Here is a 15,411-nt window from a genome sequence, read left to right as displayed (position 1 = left end):
ATGCACCAGCAACTTGACGCTCCGACGCGGAACGCCGCCAATCACGTGGCGCTGTCGCCCCTGTCGTTCCTGAAGCGGGCCGAAACGGTCTACGCGAACCTCCCTGCCGTGACCTATGGAGACACTCGCCGCAGTTGGCGTGAGACCGCTGCGCGTTGTCGATCGGCAGCCGCGGGGCTGGCGGCATTGGGCGTCAAGACGGGGGATACGGTGGCGGTTCTGTCGCCCAACATCCCCGAGTTGTTCGAGTTGCACTACGCCGTTCCGCTGCTCGGCGCCGTATTGAACACGATCAACACGCGGCTGGAACCCGAAACGGTCGCCTATATCATCGACCATTCGGACGCCAGGCTGGTGATCGCCGATACCGCGCTTGCTCCTCTGCTGCGTCGTGCGTTCGAAATCAATGGTAGAGACCTTCCGGTGGTCGATATCACTGACCTTCCGGACCATGCGGGCTTTGGCCAGACCACCTTTGACGATCTGACCGCCCATCCGCCGATGGACTGGGCGCTGCCGCAAGATGAATGGCAGGCATTGGCGCTGAATTACACGTCAGGCACCTCGGGAAGGCCGAAGGGCGTGATCTATCACCATCGGGGCGCCTATCTGATGGCGATGGGAACGGTCGCGGGCTGGGCCCTGCCACCGCATCCGACTTACCTGTCGGTCGTGCCCATGTTCCATTGCAATGGCTGGAATCACCCCTGGGCCATGGCCATCGTCGGCGGCCATATAATCTTCACGCGCGACATCGCCCCGGCGAAATTGCTGGCCGCCATGGGAGTGCATCGGGTCACCCATCTGGGCGCGGCGCCGATCGTGCTGCAGATGCTTTGCGACAGCCCCGATGCCCGGCCCTTCGATCCTAAGATCAGGGTGCTGACCGCAGGCGCACCGCCGCCGCCCGCTATCCTAGAAAAGGCCTCGGCCCTCGGCCTCGACGTAATGCAGGTCTACGGCCTGACCGAAACCTACGGCCATATCTCGCAGTGCCTGTGGCAAGAGGAATGGGACAGGCTGCCCGCCGGTGCCCGAGCCGAGAAGCAGGCGCAGCAGGGCGTGGCCTTTCCCATGGTCGAGGACATCCGCGTGGTGGACCGCACGACCGGAGCTGACGTGCCGCGCGACGGCCTGACCCAGGGCGAAATCGCCATCCGGAGCAACACCGTGATGAAGGGATACTACAAGAACCCCTCCGCCACCGCCGAAGCCTTCGCCGGCGGCTGGTTCTGGTCAGGCGACGCTGCCGTGGTCCATTCCGACGGCTACGTGCAAATCCGCGACCGGTTGAAGGATGTCATCATCTCCGGAGGCGAGAATATCTCCTCGGTCGAGGTCGAGGCCGTTCTCTATCGCCACCCGGCCGTACTTGCGGCGGCCGTCGTGGCCCGCCCGGACCCGAAATGGGGCGAAAGCCCATGCGCTTTCGTCGAACTTCGCGACGGGGCGCCCCTGACCGAGGCCGAACTCATTGCCTTTTGCCGCGACCGCATCGCTCACTTCAAGGCGCCGAAAACCGTGATTTTCGGCGCGCTGCCGAAGACCGCCACGGGTAAGATCCAGAAGTTCGTTCTGCGCGCAGCCGCCCGCGATCTGGGGCCAAAATCATGACTTGGGAAGCTCCCGTAAAGGACCTGCTTTTCAACATCGCCCTTGCGGCGCCGGCCGAAATCGATCTGGATACGGCTGCCGCCGTGCTTGAGGAGCTCGGCCGCTTTTGTGCGGAGGAAATCGCACCGCTAAACCTCCCGGGCGATCGCGAAGGATCCCGTTGCGACGCTGGTCGGGTGACCACACCTGGAGGCTTTCGCGCCGCCTATGACAAATTCGTTCAAATGGGCTGGCAAGGTTTGCCGCATCCCGTGGAGTACGGTGGCCAGGGCCTGCCCCGGACGGTGGGCGCTGCGGCGGGCGAAATTCTGAATGCCGCGAACATGAGCTTTGCGCTCTGCCCTCTTCTGACCGATGGCGCTATCGAAGCCTTACGCCATTTCGGTTCGCATCAGATGAAGGCCGTCTACCTGCCGAAGCTGGTTGCGGGGCACTGGACCGGTACGATGAACCTGACGGAACCGCAGGCGGGCAGTGATCTAGCTCTCCTGCGAACACGTGCCGAGGCGCAAGGCGACGGCACTTATCGGATCACAGGGACCAAGATCTTCATCACCTATGGCGAACATGACCTGGCCGAGAACATCATCCATCTCGTCCTTGCCCGCACGCCCGATGCCCCGCGGGGCGTCAAGGGAATCAGCCTGTTCCTGGTGCCGAAGGTCCTTCCCGATGGCAGCCGCAACCGTGTGACCTGCCAGAGTATCGAGCACAAGCTGGGCGTCCGGGCCAGCCCGACCTGCGTCCTGAACTATGAAGGCGCGACCGGGTTTCTGATCGGGTCCGAAAACGCAGGGCTGGAGTACATGTTCACGATGATGAACGCCGCCCGCTTTGCGGTTGGCGTCCAAGGCGTTGCGATCTCGGACCGCGCGACCCAGCAGGCACTCGCCTACGCGCAATCCCGCCTGCAGGGCCGGCCGGTTGACGGCAGCACCCCCGGAGCAGTCGCCATCATCCAGCATCCCGACGTGCGCCGGATGCTGTCGCATATGAGGGCAACGACCGAGGCCTGCCGCGCCCTGGCAATCTTTGCTGCGGGCTGGCAGGACCGGGGCGACGCGGCCATGACGGAATTCCTCGTGCCGCTGGTCAAGGGGTTCTCCACCGAAATGGCCGTTCAGGTCACCTCTCTCGGAGTACAGATCCACGGCGGCATGGGCTTTATCGAGGAAACCGGCGCCGCCCAGCACTACCGCGATGCCCGCATCTTGCCGATCTACGAAGGCACCACGGCCATTCAGGCCAATGATCTTCTGGGCCGCAAGACCCTGCGCGACGGCGGTACCACGGCCACCCGTATCGCCGCGATGATCGCGGAGACGGAGGCGGCGCTCGGCGGCGGCTCATCGGTGGCGCGGGACATCGCGGCACGGCTCGGCGCAGCGCGGCAAGACTTCGAGGCCGCTGTCGCTTATCTTCTCGCCGCATCCACGAACGAAGCTTATGGCGGTGCCGTGCCCTATCTCATGCTCGCTGGAAACCTGGTCGCAGGCTGGCAGATGGCGCGCTCGGTCCTGGCCGGCGAAGCCTTCGCGGGCGACCGTGACTTCATGGCCGCCAAGGCCGCCACCGCGCGGTTCTACGCACGTCACATCCTGCCCGATACCGGCCTCCAGCGCGCCCGCATCATCCAGGGTGCTGCCAGCCTCCTGGACGCCGCCGTCTAATATCCTTGCTCCTTGAACAGGACCGCCGAATGACCCTTGAGATCGACCGCACCCGCTTCGCGAACCTGGCCGTAGATGCGCATGAGGATGGCGTCTGGGTTGTCACCCTGAACCGTCCCGCCAAGCGGAACGCCTTGGATTCGCACACGATCGAAGAGCTCGTCGAGTTCTTCTCGGCCGCGCCGCGCGCCGGGATCCGCGCTATTGTGCTGGCCGCTAACGGGGATCATTTCTGCGCCGGGCTGGACCTGGTCGAACATCATCAGGCCGACCGCAGCCCGGCCGAGTTCATGCATCTTTGCATGCGTTGGCATGAGGCGTTCAACAAGATGGAGTATGGCGGTGTCCCCGTCATCGCTGCACTGAAGGGTGCTGTTGTCGGCGGTGGCCTGGAACTCGCCAGCGCGGCCCATATCCGGGTAATGGACCAGACGACTTATTTCGCACTGCCCGAGGGCCAACGTGGACTTTTCACGGGCGGCGGCGCCACGATCCGCGTTACCGACCTGATCGGCAAGTCACGAATGATCGACATGATGCTGACGGGTCGTGTCTATCAGGGGCAGGAGGCAGTCGATCTGGGGCTTGCGCAGTACATCACCGAAGGCTCCAGCCTTGAAAGGGCGATGGAACTGGCTCGCAAGGCGGCTCAGAACCTGCCGCTTTCGAACTTTGCCATCTGCTCGGCAGTCAGCCACATGCAGAACATGTCGGCGCTGGATGCAGCTTATGCCGAGGCGGTGGTGGCGGGCGTGGTGAACACCCAGCCTGACGCCCGCGCCCGTCTTGCGGCCTTTGCCGACAAATCGGCGGCCAGGGTGCGGCCCAACAATTGATGAGGTTGCGCCCGTGTTCCTGCCAAAAGAACATGACTGGCGCTGAACCGGCAGCGTCCAGTCTGTGAAGTCGACTGTGTCTCTCTGGCATCACATTGGTCGGACAGCGGTCTTGACCGAGTTCCGGGGCTGTGCGGCGCGTGCCGCCCCGGTCTGAGCCAACCAAGTGTCGAGGGTATCATGAGGACACTCGATTACGGCGAAGCATCGTTTTGGGGTCGTGCGAGTCACTTGAGATCGTCTATTGGCATGCTGAGTTGATTGCCCGACATCGCCGAATAGCAGCAGTGCCTTTACAGGGCGTTCGCAACAAGATTATCCCGATCCAAACGGCAGCTTCTAAGTTGTTGGTGCAGGAGCCCCGGACCACCGAATAGGGGCGCGACGTGGATGAGCGGCCCTGGCCTCAGCTTCGCCAAATGCGAGCCGAACTCATCGATATATTCAATCATCAGGCAGCTCAGTCGGCGCGACGAAGATAGGCGCCCGCCCGCTTATTTTCCATTCGCCATAGCACGCCCTTGCAAGCTCGCACGGTCAGTGGCACGCCATGAGGCATCAAGTAGCGTCTTCTTTATCGTTCGATTACAGTTGTTTATGCCTCCTCCTACCCTGATCCTATTGCTGTCAGCTTGCAATCGACTTGGAACAGCGCAACCATGGCTTCCGATATTCGCTCACAGCCGGGAAGTGTACTTCGGCTCACTAAGTCGGACTCGCGATGTGGGCATGACGGTGCCGGTCCGGACAGACGCTTGGTCGAACTGGTCCGCCTGCTTGCTCGTCACGCCGCGCGGCAGGTCTACGAAGCACAGACGAGAAAGGGGCGCCGTAAGACCCGCTCCTGATCCCAAGGGAGAATGATCCTTGAAGATCGCAATCTACGCCCGCTACTCATCCGACAGTCAGCGGGACGCCTCCATTGCCGACCAGCTTCGCATCTGCCGGCTCCATGCCGAACGACAAGGCTGGCAGATCGTGGAGGAATATACCGACCACGCCATCTCCGGCGCCTCCCTTCTTCGTCCTGGCATCCAGGCCCTGATCTCGGACGCAAGTCGCGGTCGCTTCCAACTCGTCCTCGCCGAAGCAATGGATCGCCTCTCCCGCGATCAGGAAGACATCGCCGGCTTCTTCAAGCGCATGGCCTATTCGGAGGTGAAGCTTCATACGCTGTCCGAAGGTGAGGTCTCGCATTTGCATGTCGGGCTCAAAGGCACGATGAATGCGCTCTTCTTGAAGGACTTGGCGGACAAGACCCGACGCGGGCTGCGCGGGCGGATCGAAGCCGGCAAGTCTGGCGGCGGCAATGCTTATGGCTATGATGTCGTCAAGAAGTTCGGGGCAGGCGGCGAGCCGCTCTGCGGCGATCGCAGCATCAACGAGGCCCAGGCCGAAGTCGTGCGCCGCATCTTCCGCGACTATGCCGGCGGCAAATCGGCGAAGAGGATCGCCGTCGAGTTGAACCGCGACGGCATTTCCGCGCCGGGCGCCCTGCGTAGACGATCAGCTTGGCCGGATCGATGGCATGATGTGGCGAAACGTAGTTCCCTATCCGACCGACCAGAATGACATCGGCGGCCCGCCCCTCGCTAGCCACGAAATCGTTTGGATTGTCGATGGAGCTCCGCCATTCAAGGCGGCATTCATGGGCCTGCGCAGCACGATGGAATAGGTCCTTCGCGCAACGCAGATCCGCTTCGGCGTGGTCGAGATAAGGGCTCATATCCAGGCTGATGGTAGCCGGCCCCTTTTCGGGTAGCACCACCCGCGGTTGTGCGGCACTTGCTGACACCCCGATAAACCTGGCCTCGAAATGTCGCGCGACTTCGCAGGCAAGATCGACGCGAGCAGTATTGTAGCCGCCAGTATCGACATAAACCATGACCGCCGAGTACCTCATCGAGCCTTGCTCCTTGCCGGCAAGCACTCAATATAGCTCGAGCGTCCATCAGAGCATTGACAGGCATCAAGAGAAAAAGCGTACATTCTGGACGAAGAGTAGCTCAGCGAATTTCGAAACAGAACACCAAATGAGCAAGCAGACAATTGATGTAGGCCGGTAGAGCATCGTTTACGCTTGTTTACTGATCCGCTATCTGACTTCGCTCTTCGCTTGGATCATAAAAAAACAAAACCCCGCCAAGCGATTGCTTGGCGGGGTTTATCGCATGTTGTGCGGTCATATCGCGCTGGGGCGTACAAAATCGTGGTTGCGGGGGCAGGATATAATCATTACTTGCGATCACCGCAGGCGCACCATAGCGTACTAGAATTTCTACTTTCCAATGATTCTAGAAGTTTATTTCGTACTATGGCGTAGTTCACTCTGATCCTGACTTGAGTGCACCAGTACCTACTACCCTTCGCTGTCCTCCGTCAGCACCAATGGCACAGATTTGAGGTTGTGATTTAAGGAGGATCTAGGCTTCGTCGCATTACCGGCTACTCAAAGCCCATGATCTGATCACCAGCCCGGGCCTACGTCGTGATCAAGGCCGCCGATCAGTTCCATACCAAGACCACCCGGCCGAACGAGATGTGGCAGACCGACTTCACCTACTTCAAGATCATCGGGTGGGGCTGGATGTACCTGTCGATCGTGCTCGACGACTTCTCGCGTTACATCATCGCCTGGAAGCTGTGCATCAACATGCGAGCCGAGGACGTGACCGACACGCTCGACCTCGCCCTGGCCGCATCGGGCTGCGATCACGCCACGGTGCTGCCAAGCCAAGGCTGCTCAGCGACAACGGCCCCAGCTACATCGCCGGCGAACTGGCGGAATATATCGAGGCCAACAAGATGAGCCACGTCCGCGGCGCCCCGTGTCATCCCCAGACCCAGGGCAAGATCGAGCGCTGGCATCAGACCCTCAAAAACCGCATCCTGCTAGAAAATTACTTCCTGCCCGGCGACCTCGAAGCCCAGATCGAGGCCTTCGTCGACCACTACAACCACCAGCGCTACCACGAGAGCCTGGCCAACGTGACACCTGCCGACGCCTACTTCGGCAGGGCTCCGGCCATCATCCAACAGCGCGAAAGGATCAAGCGACAGACCATCAAATATCGGCGCTTGCAGCACCGCAAGCTCGCCGCTTAACATCCCCCCAGACGAGGCCCGAACTCCGCTAATCTATGCCGCCAGTTGCGCCAAATGTTCTGACGACGGACAGGAGGTAGTGATGCGCAGAGGCTGTCTGCGCAGGAAATTCCGCTATGAATTAACTGCCAGGCACAGAACTGCGGTCAATTGCCATTGCGGCATGTGCCGCAAATACAGCGGATCGGCATTTCTTACATATGTTGCGATCGATGAAGCTGCTTTCAAAATTGAATGCGGTACGCCGATAGAGTATCGATCGTCAGATGAAGCCGTCAGAACTCGTTGCAACTATTGCGGAGGTCCACTTACTTTCATTTTTGATCTCAACCCGGAAATTATCTGGGTAACTTTGAGAAGTCTCAACGACCACAGCGCCTTTTTGCCTGCTGAAGACTGGTTTGTACAGGACAAGGTCGAATGGCTTATGCTCGATGTGGAACTGAAACAATGGAACGGTGGGCCGCTGTGATCAGGCGATGTGCGTGTCAGGCACCCCAGCACCTCGTCCGGCGGCAGCGGCGTCTTCTAGCGGAATGGCACAACATTCCGCCTGAAAATCAGTCAGCACTCCGCATCATCGGCTTCCACTCGCGGCGCAGCACGGCGTACTGCATGGTGTTTTCATAAATTGGATTGCCGGCTTCGTCGTTTGCGAATGAAATGAATTCCACGAACGTGCCCTCCTTGCGCATTCCCAATCGTTCGCAGAGGCGTTGCGAGGCGATGTTATGGTCCTCGACATAAGCATAAAGGCGACGGGCACCCTTATCTTCGAAAAGATAGGTAAAGAGTGCTTTTGCAGCTTCGAAGGCGTACCCCTTCCCATGGACAACGGGGTTGAAATTCCAACCGACAGAGTATGTGTCGTCTTCAGCAACAGCGAAGACGTCACCGATGAGCCGGTCCGATTTTTTTAAGCAGACCGCGACATGCTCGTCGTCGGAGCTTCGGTTCCTTGCTTCGGCCTCGGCGTCTTTCATGTCCACGAGCTTAAGCGACAGAAAACAATTGGCTGCAGGCTCACGCAGATACGCGTACAGTGCTGCAGCATCGCCCTCCCGAAAATTTCTGAGGATTAGGCGATCTGTTTCAATGATCTGCATTCACTATTCTCCGAGAGAAGAAGCTGTACGATCGACAGAGTGCGAGGCCCTCCTGCGGAGGTCCGGCGACCCAGATCTTTCTCTATAAAGGAAGTCCGGCTGCTGAGGTCAATCGATCGTCCCTCGACGATCACCGATCCGTTTTTGTAATGTCGGCGTAACCATTCGTGGTGAGAAGCGCTACTTTGACGGGAGTTAACTGCTTGCGACTACTGGTCATCGAGGATGACGCGAAATTAGGCCACTGGCTTCGCGATGCGCTGGAACGAGCGCTTGGCGGGGCTGATCTCGTTACAACTTTGGAAGAAGCGCGAGCGGCTTTGCAAGTTCGCCATTTCGATCTCGTCGTAATGGATCGTCGTCTGCCAGATGGCGATGCGATCGAACTTATCGCAACAATTCGCCGATTGCGGCCGCGCCCCAGTATCCTCGTTCTAACCGCCCTAGACGACCCCAATGACATCGCCAGGGCATTGGACGCTGGTGCAGACGACTACCTGTCCAAGCCCTTCGAGCCTGTCGAATTGATTGCACGGGTCAAAGCGGTGCTTCGCAGGAACGAACTCGATCAGAAGGGGAGCACAATGGTTGCAAACCTTCGGTTCGACATTTTTGCCCGCACGGCCTTCGTCGACGGCAGGCCGCTGGTGTTGCCGCGGCGCGAACTGGCTCTTCTGGAGGCGCTGATGCGCCGTGCCGGACAAGTCGTACTGAGAGAGAATCTGGAAAACGCTGTTTATAACTTCGACGACGAAATCCAGTCCAACGCACTCGATGCTCACCTATCTCGGCTACGAAAGAGGTTACGGGAAAACAACTGCCGCGCCGAAATCCGAGCGGCAAGAGGGATTGGCTATCTCATGGCGGATGGTGAATGAGGAGGCCGGCCTGGTCTATCGCGACGTTCGCGGCACTGCTTCTCGGCGTGCTACTGTCGGCCCTTCTTTTCTGCCTTTTGCTGGGTTTCCTGGCCTTCTGGGGTGACGACGGCGACATCGCCCAGTTCGATATAGCGAGCGAGATCAGCAACTCGGTCAGCAAAGACAATGAGGGGCGCCCCCAGGTCACTCCGACCAAAAGGCTCTCAACATACCAGCGAGAATTTCCGCAGCTGTGGTATCTCGTCAGCACCCAGAAAGGTTACGTCTCTTACGGCAAGGTGCCGGCGAGGGTGTTGGCTGGCAGGGATATCTGGGAAGCACCACAAGCCCGCTCGACATATCTTACCCAAGAGGACGACCTACGGCTCGAACACTCGACGAAAACGAACGATCAGCAGCAAGTTCTGATCGAACTCGGCGGCGCCAACTATACCAGCGCCCAAGTCGTTCTCTCACTGCTCCGGGAGCCCGATTTCAGCCCCGCACTGCTGCTCGGCGCTTTGGCGATCATTATCGTGACGACCATCCTTGTAGTGCCGGTGATCATGGTAAAGCCGGTCAAGCAGGCTGCTGCTGCCGCGGAGCAAATCGGCGCAAAACCAGGAGCCAGGCTTCCCGTCGAGAGCCAGCCAACCGAACTGCGCCCGCTTGCAAGTGCGTTCAATCGGGCTTTGGACCGCATCGACGCCGCCATTGGCGAGCAGCGCCGTTTCCTGTCGAACGCAGCCCACGAATTGCGGACACCGCTTGCCCGATTGCGGACGCGGCTCGAGCAGGTCGAAGAGCCTGCTCTCAAAACCGAATTGATCAACGAATTGCAGGCCCTGTCCGGCACTGTCACGATGCTTCTGCAGTTGGCACGCCTCACTTCGCAATCTGCGCAAATGAACCGTATCGATCTCGTTGGTCTTGCACGCGAGGTTGCTGCGCGCGAGGTTCCTGCAGCGTTGACGGCCGGTGTCGAGATTGAATTTTGCTCCAATGAGGGCTCGATATTCATCTCAGGTTCGGCCCAGGCCATTGGCATCGGTTTGTCAAACCTCATCCGCAACGCGGTGCAACACGGTGGAGCCGGCGGACGGGTTGTCGTTGAAGCTGCGTCGCCCGGACGGCTCTCGGTGATCGACTTTGGAGAGGGGGTGAGTTCGGCTCATGACGGCCGTTCGATTTTCGAACCCTTCGCAAGGGGCAAGCAGGACGGCACGGGCACGGGCTTGGGACTATCGATCGTTGCCCAAATCGCCGCGCTTCACGCCGCTCGATTATCGCTGGATGAGACACCGGGAGGCGGCACCACCGTCAGCTTGATTTTCCCGAACTAGCCGTTGCTCACCTAAAGTATGTAATGCACCGGTAATTGTTCGGTTGAAAAATGGCCGCTTATATTAAAGACAAGGTTGGCCATGATATCTGCCATAGAGATAAATAGTTGTGCGTCGTGTTATGTCGCCCTCACGGCATCAACGGGTGATCGAGCCGGTATAATGTCTCCGCTCGCCACCAGCCCTGCTTACAAGTTTAAGCCGTTTTTATCGTTTGGATTCTCGCGCATCCTATTTAGTGGCGTTCAGGCGCTGCGAACCCGTGTTCATTTGTCATGACTAGCAGCTTCGACCAAACCCCATCATCTGCCAGCCTCATCCGCAGCCCTCAGCTTGTTCGTGAGATCCTCCGTCTTCTCCAGCCGTTCTGGAAGGTCATCCTACTGACAACTGTCGCGGGCAGTGCGGGTGGCATGGCGATGGCCTGGGCGCTGTCGGTCATTAACGGCGCGCTGGTATCGGCGGTATCCACTCAGATGCTGCTTGGCTTCGCGGGTCTGTGCGCGTTGAGCCTCGGTGGCCAACTCGTGGCCGGCGTCGGCAACAGTATGCTCGGGCAAAAGATCGTCGCTAGGCTTCGTCAACAGATCTGCAGTCGAATCCTGCGCGCTCCGCTCTCCTTGGTCGAGCAGCAAAAGAGCGATCGCTTACTTGCCGTGCTGAACGGCGATATCGACAAGATTGCGGAGCTAGGCAATCATTTTGCCGGATATACTACCGCGCTGGCAATCGTCATCGGCTGCCTGGCTTATCTCCTCATCTTGTCCCCTCCGATGCTCGGCCTCGCCATGGCATTAGGCGCTATCGGCTGGGCCCTTAACCACGCCGCAATGGGGCACTGGGTCGTCCACTTCGACCGGGCACGCGGACTGGAGGATAAGCTTCAGAAGCAATATCGCTCGATCATCGAGGGGGCAAAGGAACTCCGGCTTAATGACGCACGGCGCCGACGCATCGAATACGGCGGCACCGACCTCACCAGTCATATTGCGCGCCTCAACAGCCGTGCCTTTGCGATCTTTTGGGTGGTCGACACGGCCAGTATCGCCTTGGTCTTTGTGTTTGTCGCGGCTGCGCTAGCACTACGCCCCTATCTCGGCATCGACGGCGAGGCGATAACCGGTTTCGTCATCGTCATACTCTTCGCAAAAGGGCCACTCGAAGAATTGGCCAGTGCCTTGCCGGTCTTCAGCCAAGCCAAGATAGCTTTCGGCCGCGTCAGCACCCTGGCGGTTACCCTCGACGAAGCGGACGAGAAAGAACGGTCGCCAAATGCCCCTTGCTTCCGACAATCACTTGGCCTGCGTAATGTACGCTACGCATTCGCCTCCCCTGACCAGCATAGCGATTTCGATCTGGACATCCCGGACCTCGAGATCAAGCGCGGAGAGATCACTTTCATCGTCGGAGGCAATGGCAGTGGCAAGACCACCTTGGTCAAAGTATTGCTCGGTCTCTACCGCCCCCACGCGGGAGCGTTGCTTCTCGATGGCCAGGCGGTGGCTCCAGCTGACATCAGGGCCTATCGCAACCTCTTCTCAGGCGTGTTCGCCGACTACCACCTTTTCGATGAGCTGGTAGCTTCTCCAGGAAGTGAGGAACGCGTCAATGCCTGGTTGCACCGCTTCGGTCTGGCCAATGTGGTGGACTTCGAGCGGGGGGCCTTTTCCACGACCGACCTTTCGACCGGCCAGCGTAAGCGTCTCGCCTTCATTCATGCCGTTCTGGAAGATCGTCCGATCCTGATGCTCGATGAATGGGCCGCCGATCAGGATCCGGAATATCGTGCCTTGTTCTACACCACACTGCTTCCCGAACTGCGCAGCGCCGGCAAGACCGTCATCGCCATCTCACATGACGATCGCTACTTCAATGTGGCCGACCGGATCATCCATCTGTCGCGCGGACGGATCGTTGCTATTGAACCGCGTGGATCGCAGGCCGGGAAACACGCGGAACCCGCCTAGCCGCACCCGTGCGTCAAAGCGGAGCTCAGTTCGCCTTGAGGAAAGGCGGAAAAATTCCCGATTTGGCACAACTAAGGGCCATTTTGACTGCCTCGCGATCTTAGAGAGGCCAGGCAGGGAATGATGGGGGGCGTTGTAATGTTGGCGCAACTACCCATGGCGACAACCGCCCATGCCCTGAGACAAGGCACCAGTGGAGCCATACGCGTCATGTACAGAGTAATCGCACGCCAAGCGGCACCCGCAGCACAGTGCTGCAATTCGAGCCCCATGGCGTGGATCTTTGTCCAACGGGCTTGCGGATGGTGTCGTTGTCGCCCTGCCGCCCAGGGCGCCACCGCTGCGTTGCGCGAGCGATCGCGTGCAACTGGCGTCAACAGGGGTGTACAATTGTGAGAGCGGCATTGATGATGACGGTCTTGGCGGTTGTCCTATCCGGCTGCTCCACGACCGCACCTACGGTCGCTCAGGCGCCAGTATTGCCGTCTAGCTACGGGCCGGGCGCTGCGCGAGACGTTCCCCGCAACGCGGAGGCCTGGTGGCGGCAATTTCATGATCCCGTTCTAGAACGCCTCGTGGCGGAGGCCCGACGACAGAACCTCTCGATCGCCGAGGCACAAGCTCGGTTGCGTGCGGCATATGCCCAGGCAAGTACCGCGTCGGCCCTGTTCCTCCCCACGGTCGACGGTAGCGGTCAGGCCGTAGCGGCAAATTCGCGCAAGACGATCGACGACACGTTGCATCGCCCCGTCATGGCCGGTCTGGACATGAGCTGGGATGTCGGCCTGTTCGGCCTTGCCGAACATTCGGCTCGCGCCGCTAATGCCGACGCGAGCATAGCACAGGAGAACTTGGAGGCTGTGCGCATTGTCGTTACCGCCGACGTGGCCGCAGCCTATATCGGCTTGCGTTCAGCGCAGCATCAAACAGAACTGACCACAACACGGGTTATTTCACTGCAGCGCCGGGTCCGGCTTTCGCGGGTTCGCACTCAAACCGGGCTGGCCTTACCGGGAGAAGAAGCGGATGGTGTTGCCGCCTTGGAAGAGACCCGCTCCGAGCTTGCACGGCTCCAGTCGCGGGTGGTCGAGCACCAGCAGCAAATTGCTACGCTGCTTGGCACTTCCGCACCCGATCCAACCTTGCTTCGGAACGGCCCGCAGCCCAATGCCAAGGATGTTCCGGCAGTCGGGCACCCTGCGGACCTCCTACGCGCGCGGCCTGACGTTCGGGCTGCCGAACAACGCGTATTGCGCGCATCGGCGGAGGTCGGTATCGCCCAAGCTGAGCTTTATCCAAGATTGCGGCTCGGTGGCACGATCGGAATTGGTGGGCCGACAAACGGTTCCTTAATGCGTCTGGCCGGCGGGCCTTCGCTCCAGATTCCGCTTTTTGACTACGGACGTCGCAAGGCGCTTTTCCATGCTCGGCGAGCGCTGCTGGACGAAGCACTGGCGGCCTATCGGCAGACAGTGCTCGTGGCATACCAGCAAGCATCTACCGCATTCGCTGCCTGGCGCGCCGCACGAGCGAGCGAAGCTCGCCAAGCCAGCGCAATCCAGGCCCTGCGCCGTCGCGATCATCAAATGCGTGTCTTAAAGCGCGAAGGTTTGGCTGACGCCCGTCAGTTCTCCGAGGCCGATAGCGGCTGGCTTGACGGACAGCAGCGCCTCGTGCTGGCTCGTGAGAACGAAGCACTCGCACTTGTCGCGCTTTATAAGGCTCTTGGCGCGGCGACGCTTCAAGGAGAAGCGCGGGGGCGCCGTTGATGGCCGTCGCGCTTGCCCGCAAAACGCTCATCCATGAATGGCGTCGTTTCCTGCCAGCGATCATCTCGGTGGGATTCTCCGGTATCCTTATCATCGTTCAGGGAGCGTTGTTGCTTGGCATCGTAGGCACGAACGCCTTGCCGGTGACCCAGTCTGAGGCCGATCTGTGGATAGGCTTTCCGGGAACCCAGAGCGCCGATCTCGGTCGAAGCATCGACGCTGGTGTATCCGCCGACCTGCTCGTTCAACCCAGGATTACGCGTGTGGAATCCCTGTTGCTCGGCAGTGGCGATTGGCGAGGGCAGCGCGGAGGTGGCCAGAGCGTGACACTGCTTGGCATCGACACCCGCCCGGATGGGCTCGGTTTAGCAAAGTCTGTGCTGCCGGTTGAGCGCAAGCTCCTTGATGAGCCCGCGACGGTTGTGGTCGACGAGCGAGATCTAGAAAAACTCAACACCCAGGTCGGCGGCACGGCGGAGATCAACGGCAATAGCGTACGTGTCGTCGGAACAGCGCACGGCATGAGGGCGATGGGCGGCATGAATGTGATCGCGTCGCTAGCGACGGTTCGCCAACTCGATCGCTCGCTGGCCTCTCCTGACAACGTTACCTATTTCCTGGCTGCGCTAAGCTCCGCCGCTACCGCCGACATGGTGCGCGCACGTCTCTCGTCCCTAAAGGCGAGTAGGCGTTTCGAAGCCTGGACATCAAGCGAACTCGCCAACCGGTCCGTACGTTATTGGCTACTCGAATCCGGGGCCGGGGTCGGTTTCATTTTTGCAACAGTCGTGGCTGTGGTTGTCGGCACACTGATTACCAGTCAGACTCTAATGGCGGCTGTCGCCGCGTCGACGACACAATATGCGACGCTACGGGCGATTGGTGTGCCCTTCCCCAAGCTTCGCCGGATTGTGGTGGAGCAAGCCGGGTGGGTTGGCACTATTGGGCTGGGCCTAGGATTGACAGGTAGCATGCTCGCGGCTGTTCTGGCTCGCCTGAATGCCATTCCGTTTCAACTCGGGCCCGGCATCATGTTTCTTTCCGGCGCTCTCGTGCTCTCCGTCGCCTTCCTTGCCGGCTTGCTTGCACTGCGTCGGCTGCGGCACGTCGATCCCGCCTCGTTGCTGAGGTGAAAATGCCC

At 60.0% G+C, this 15,411-nt stretch carries 10 protein-coding genes and 2 pseudogenes; 11 read left to right on the top strand and 1 reads right to left on the bottom strand.

The annotated features are described in order from the left end of the window. The 6 genes and pseudogenes from ABXS05_RS30900 to ABXS05_RS30875 all read left to right on the top strand — a co-directional run bounded on the left by ABXS05_RS30900 (position 1) and on the right by ABXS05_RS30875 (position 7,697). The gene (locus tag ABXS05_RS30900; protein WP_367626558.1) at positions 1-1,614 is read left to right on the top strand and encodes an AMP-binding protein; all 1,614 of its coding nucleotides are present in this window, start codon (positions 1-3) and stop codon (positions 1,612-1,614) included. Next, a complete protein-coding gene (locus ABXS05_RS30895) occupies positions 1,611-3,284 on the top strand; it encodes an acyl-CoA dehydrogenase family protein (protein ID WP_437178713.1) in 1,674 nt (557 codons plus the stop codon). Before ABXS05_RS30900 ends, ABXS05_RS30895 begins: the two co-directional genes overlap by 4 nt. 29 nt (positions 3,285-3,313) lie before the next feature. After that, positions 3,314-4,120, top strand: coding sequence for a crotonase/enoyl-CoA hydratase family protein (locus ABXS05_RS30890; RefSeq protein ID WP_367626556.1), 807 nt, complete (start codon positions 3,314-3,316; stop codon positions 4,118-4,120). 867 nt (positions 4,121-4,987) lie between these two features. Next, positions 4,988-5,608, top strand: a pseudogene (locus ABXS05_RS30885) (recombinase family protein); the annotation flags it as partial. A 951-nt stretch (positions 5,609-6,559) separates the two neighbouring features. After that, a pseudogene (locus tag ABXS05_RS30880) lies at positions 6,560-7,225 on the top strand (transposase); the annotation flags it as partial. An 82-nt stretch (positions 7,226-7,307) separates the two neighbouring features. Next, a complete protein-coding gene (locus tag ABXS05_RS30875) occupies positions 7,308-7,697 on the top strand; it encodes a GFA family protein (RefSeq protein ID WP_367626555.1) in 390 nt (129 codons plus the stop codon). Positions 7,698-7,785: 88 nt separating this feature from the next. Here the strand turns inward: ABXS05_RS30875 and ABXS05_RS30870 are convergent, their stop codons facing one another. Continuing rightward, complete coding sequence (locus ABXS05_RS30870) at positions 7,786-8,331, bottom strand: GNAT family N-acetyltransferase (protein WP_367626554.1); 546 nt, start codon at positions 8,329-8,331, stop codon at positions 7,786-7,788. A 203-nt stretch (positions 8,332-8,534) separates the two neighbouring features. Here ABXS05_RS30870 and ABXS05_RS30865 point away from each other — a divergent pair, with 203 nt between their 5' ends. The 5 genes from ABXS05_RS30865 (at position 8,535) to ABXS05_RS30845 (ending at position 15,403) form a co-directional block, all read left to right on the top strand. Then, positions 8,535-9,209 (top strand): response regulator transcription factor, encoded by a 675-nt coding sequence (locus ABXS05_RS30865; RefSeq protein ID WP_367626553.1) that lies wholly within the window; start codon positions 8,535-8,537, stop codon positions 9,207-9,209. Further along, complete coding sequence (locus ABXS05_RS30860; protein WP_367626552.1) at positions 9,206-10,534, top strand: sensor histidine kinase; 1,329 nt, start codon at positions 9,206-9,208, stop codon at positions 10,532-10,534. The genes ABXS05_RS30865 and ABXS05_RS30860 overlap by 4 nt, the downstream gene beginning before the upstream one ends. Positions 10,535-10,809: 275 nt before the next feature. Continuing rightward, a complete protein-coding gene (locus tag ABXS05_RS30855) occupies positions 10,810-12,501 on the top strand; it encodes a cyclic peptide export ABC transporter (protein WP_367626551.1) in 1,692 nt (563 codons plus the stop codon). A gap of 302 nt (positions 12,502-12,803) precedes the next feature. Further along, a complete protein-coding gene (locus ABXS05_RS30850; RefSeq protein WP_367626586.1) occupies positions 12,804-14,270 on the top strand; it encodes an efflux transporter outer membrane subunit in 1,467 nt (488 codons plus the stop codon). Beyond that, complete coding sequence (locus tag ABXS05_RS30845; RefSeq protein WP_367626550.1) at positions 14,270-15,403, top strand: FtsX-like permease family protein; 1,134 nt, start codon at positions 14,270-14,272, stop codon at positions 15,401-15,403. The genes ABXS05_RS30850 and ABXS05_RS30845 overlap by 1 nt, the downstream gene beginning before the upstream one ends. Positions 15,404-15,411: the final 8 nt, after the last annotated feature.

This window comes from Labrys neptuniae, from assembly GCF_040797145.1.
In the GTDB taxonomy this organism is placed as follows: domain Bacteria; phylum Pseudomonadota; class Alphaproteobacteria; order Rhizobiales; family Labraceae; genus Labrys; species Labrys neptuniae.
Note: the sequence above shows the minus strand (reverse complement) of the source record. Positions and strands in the feature narration are given on the sequence as shown.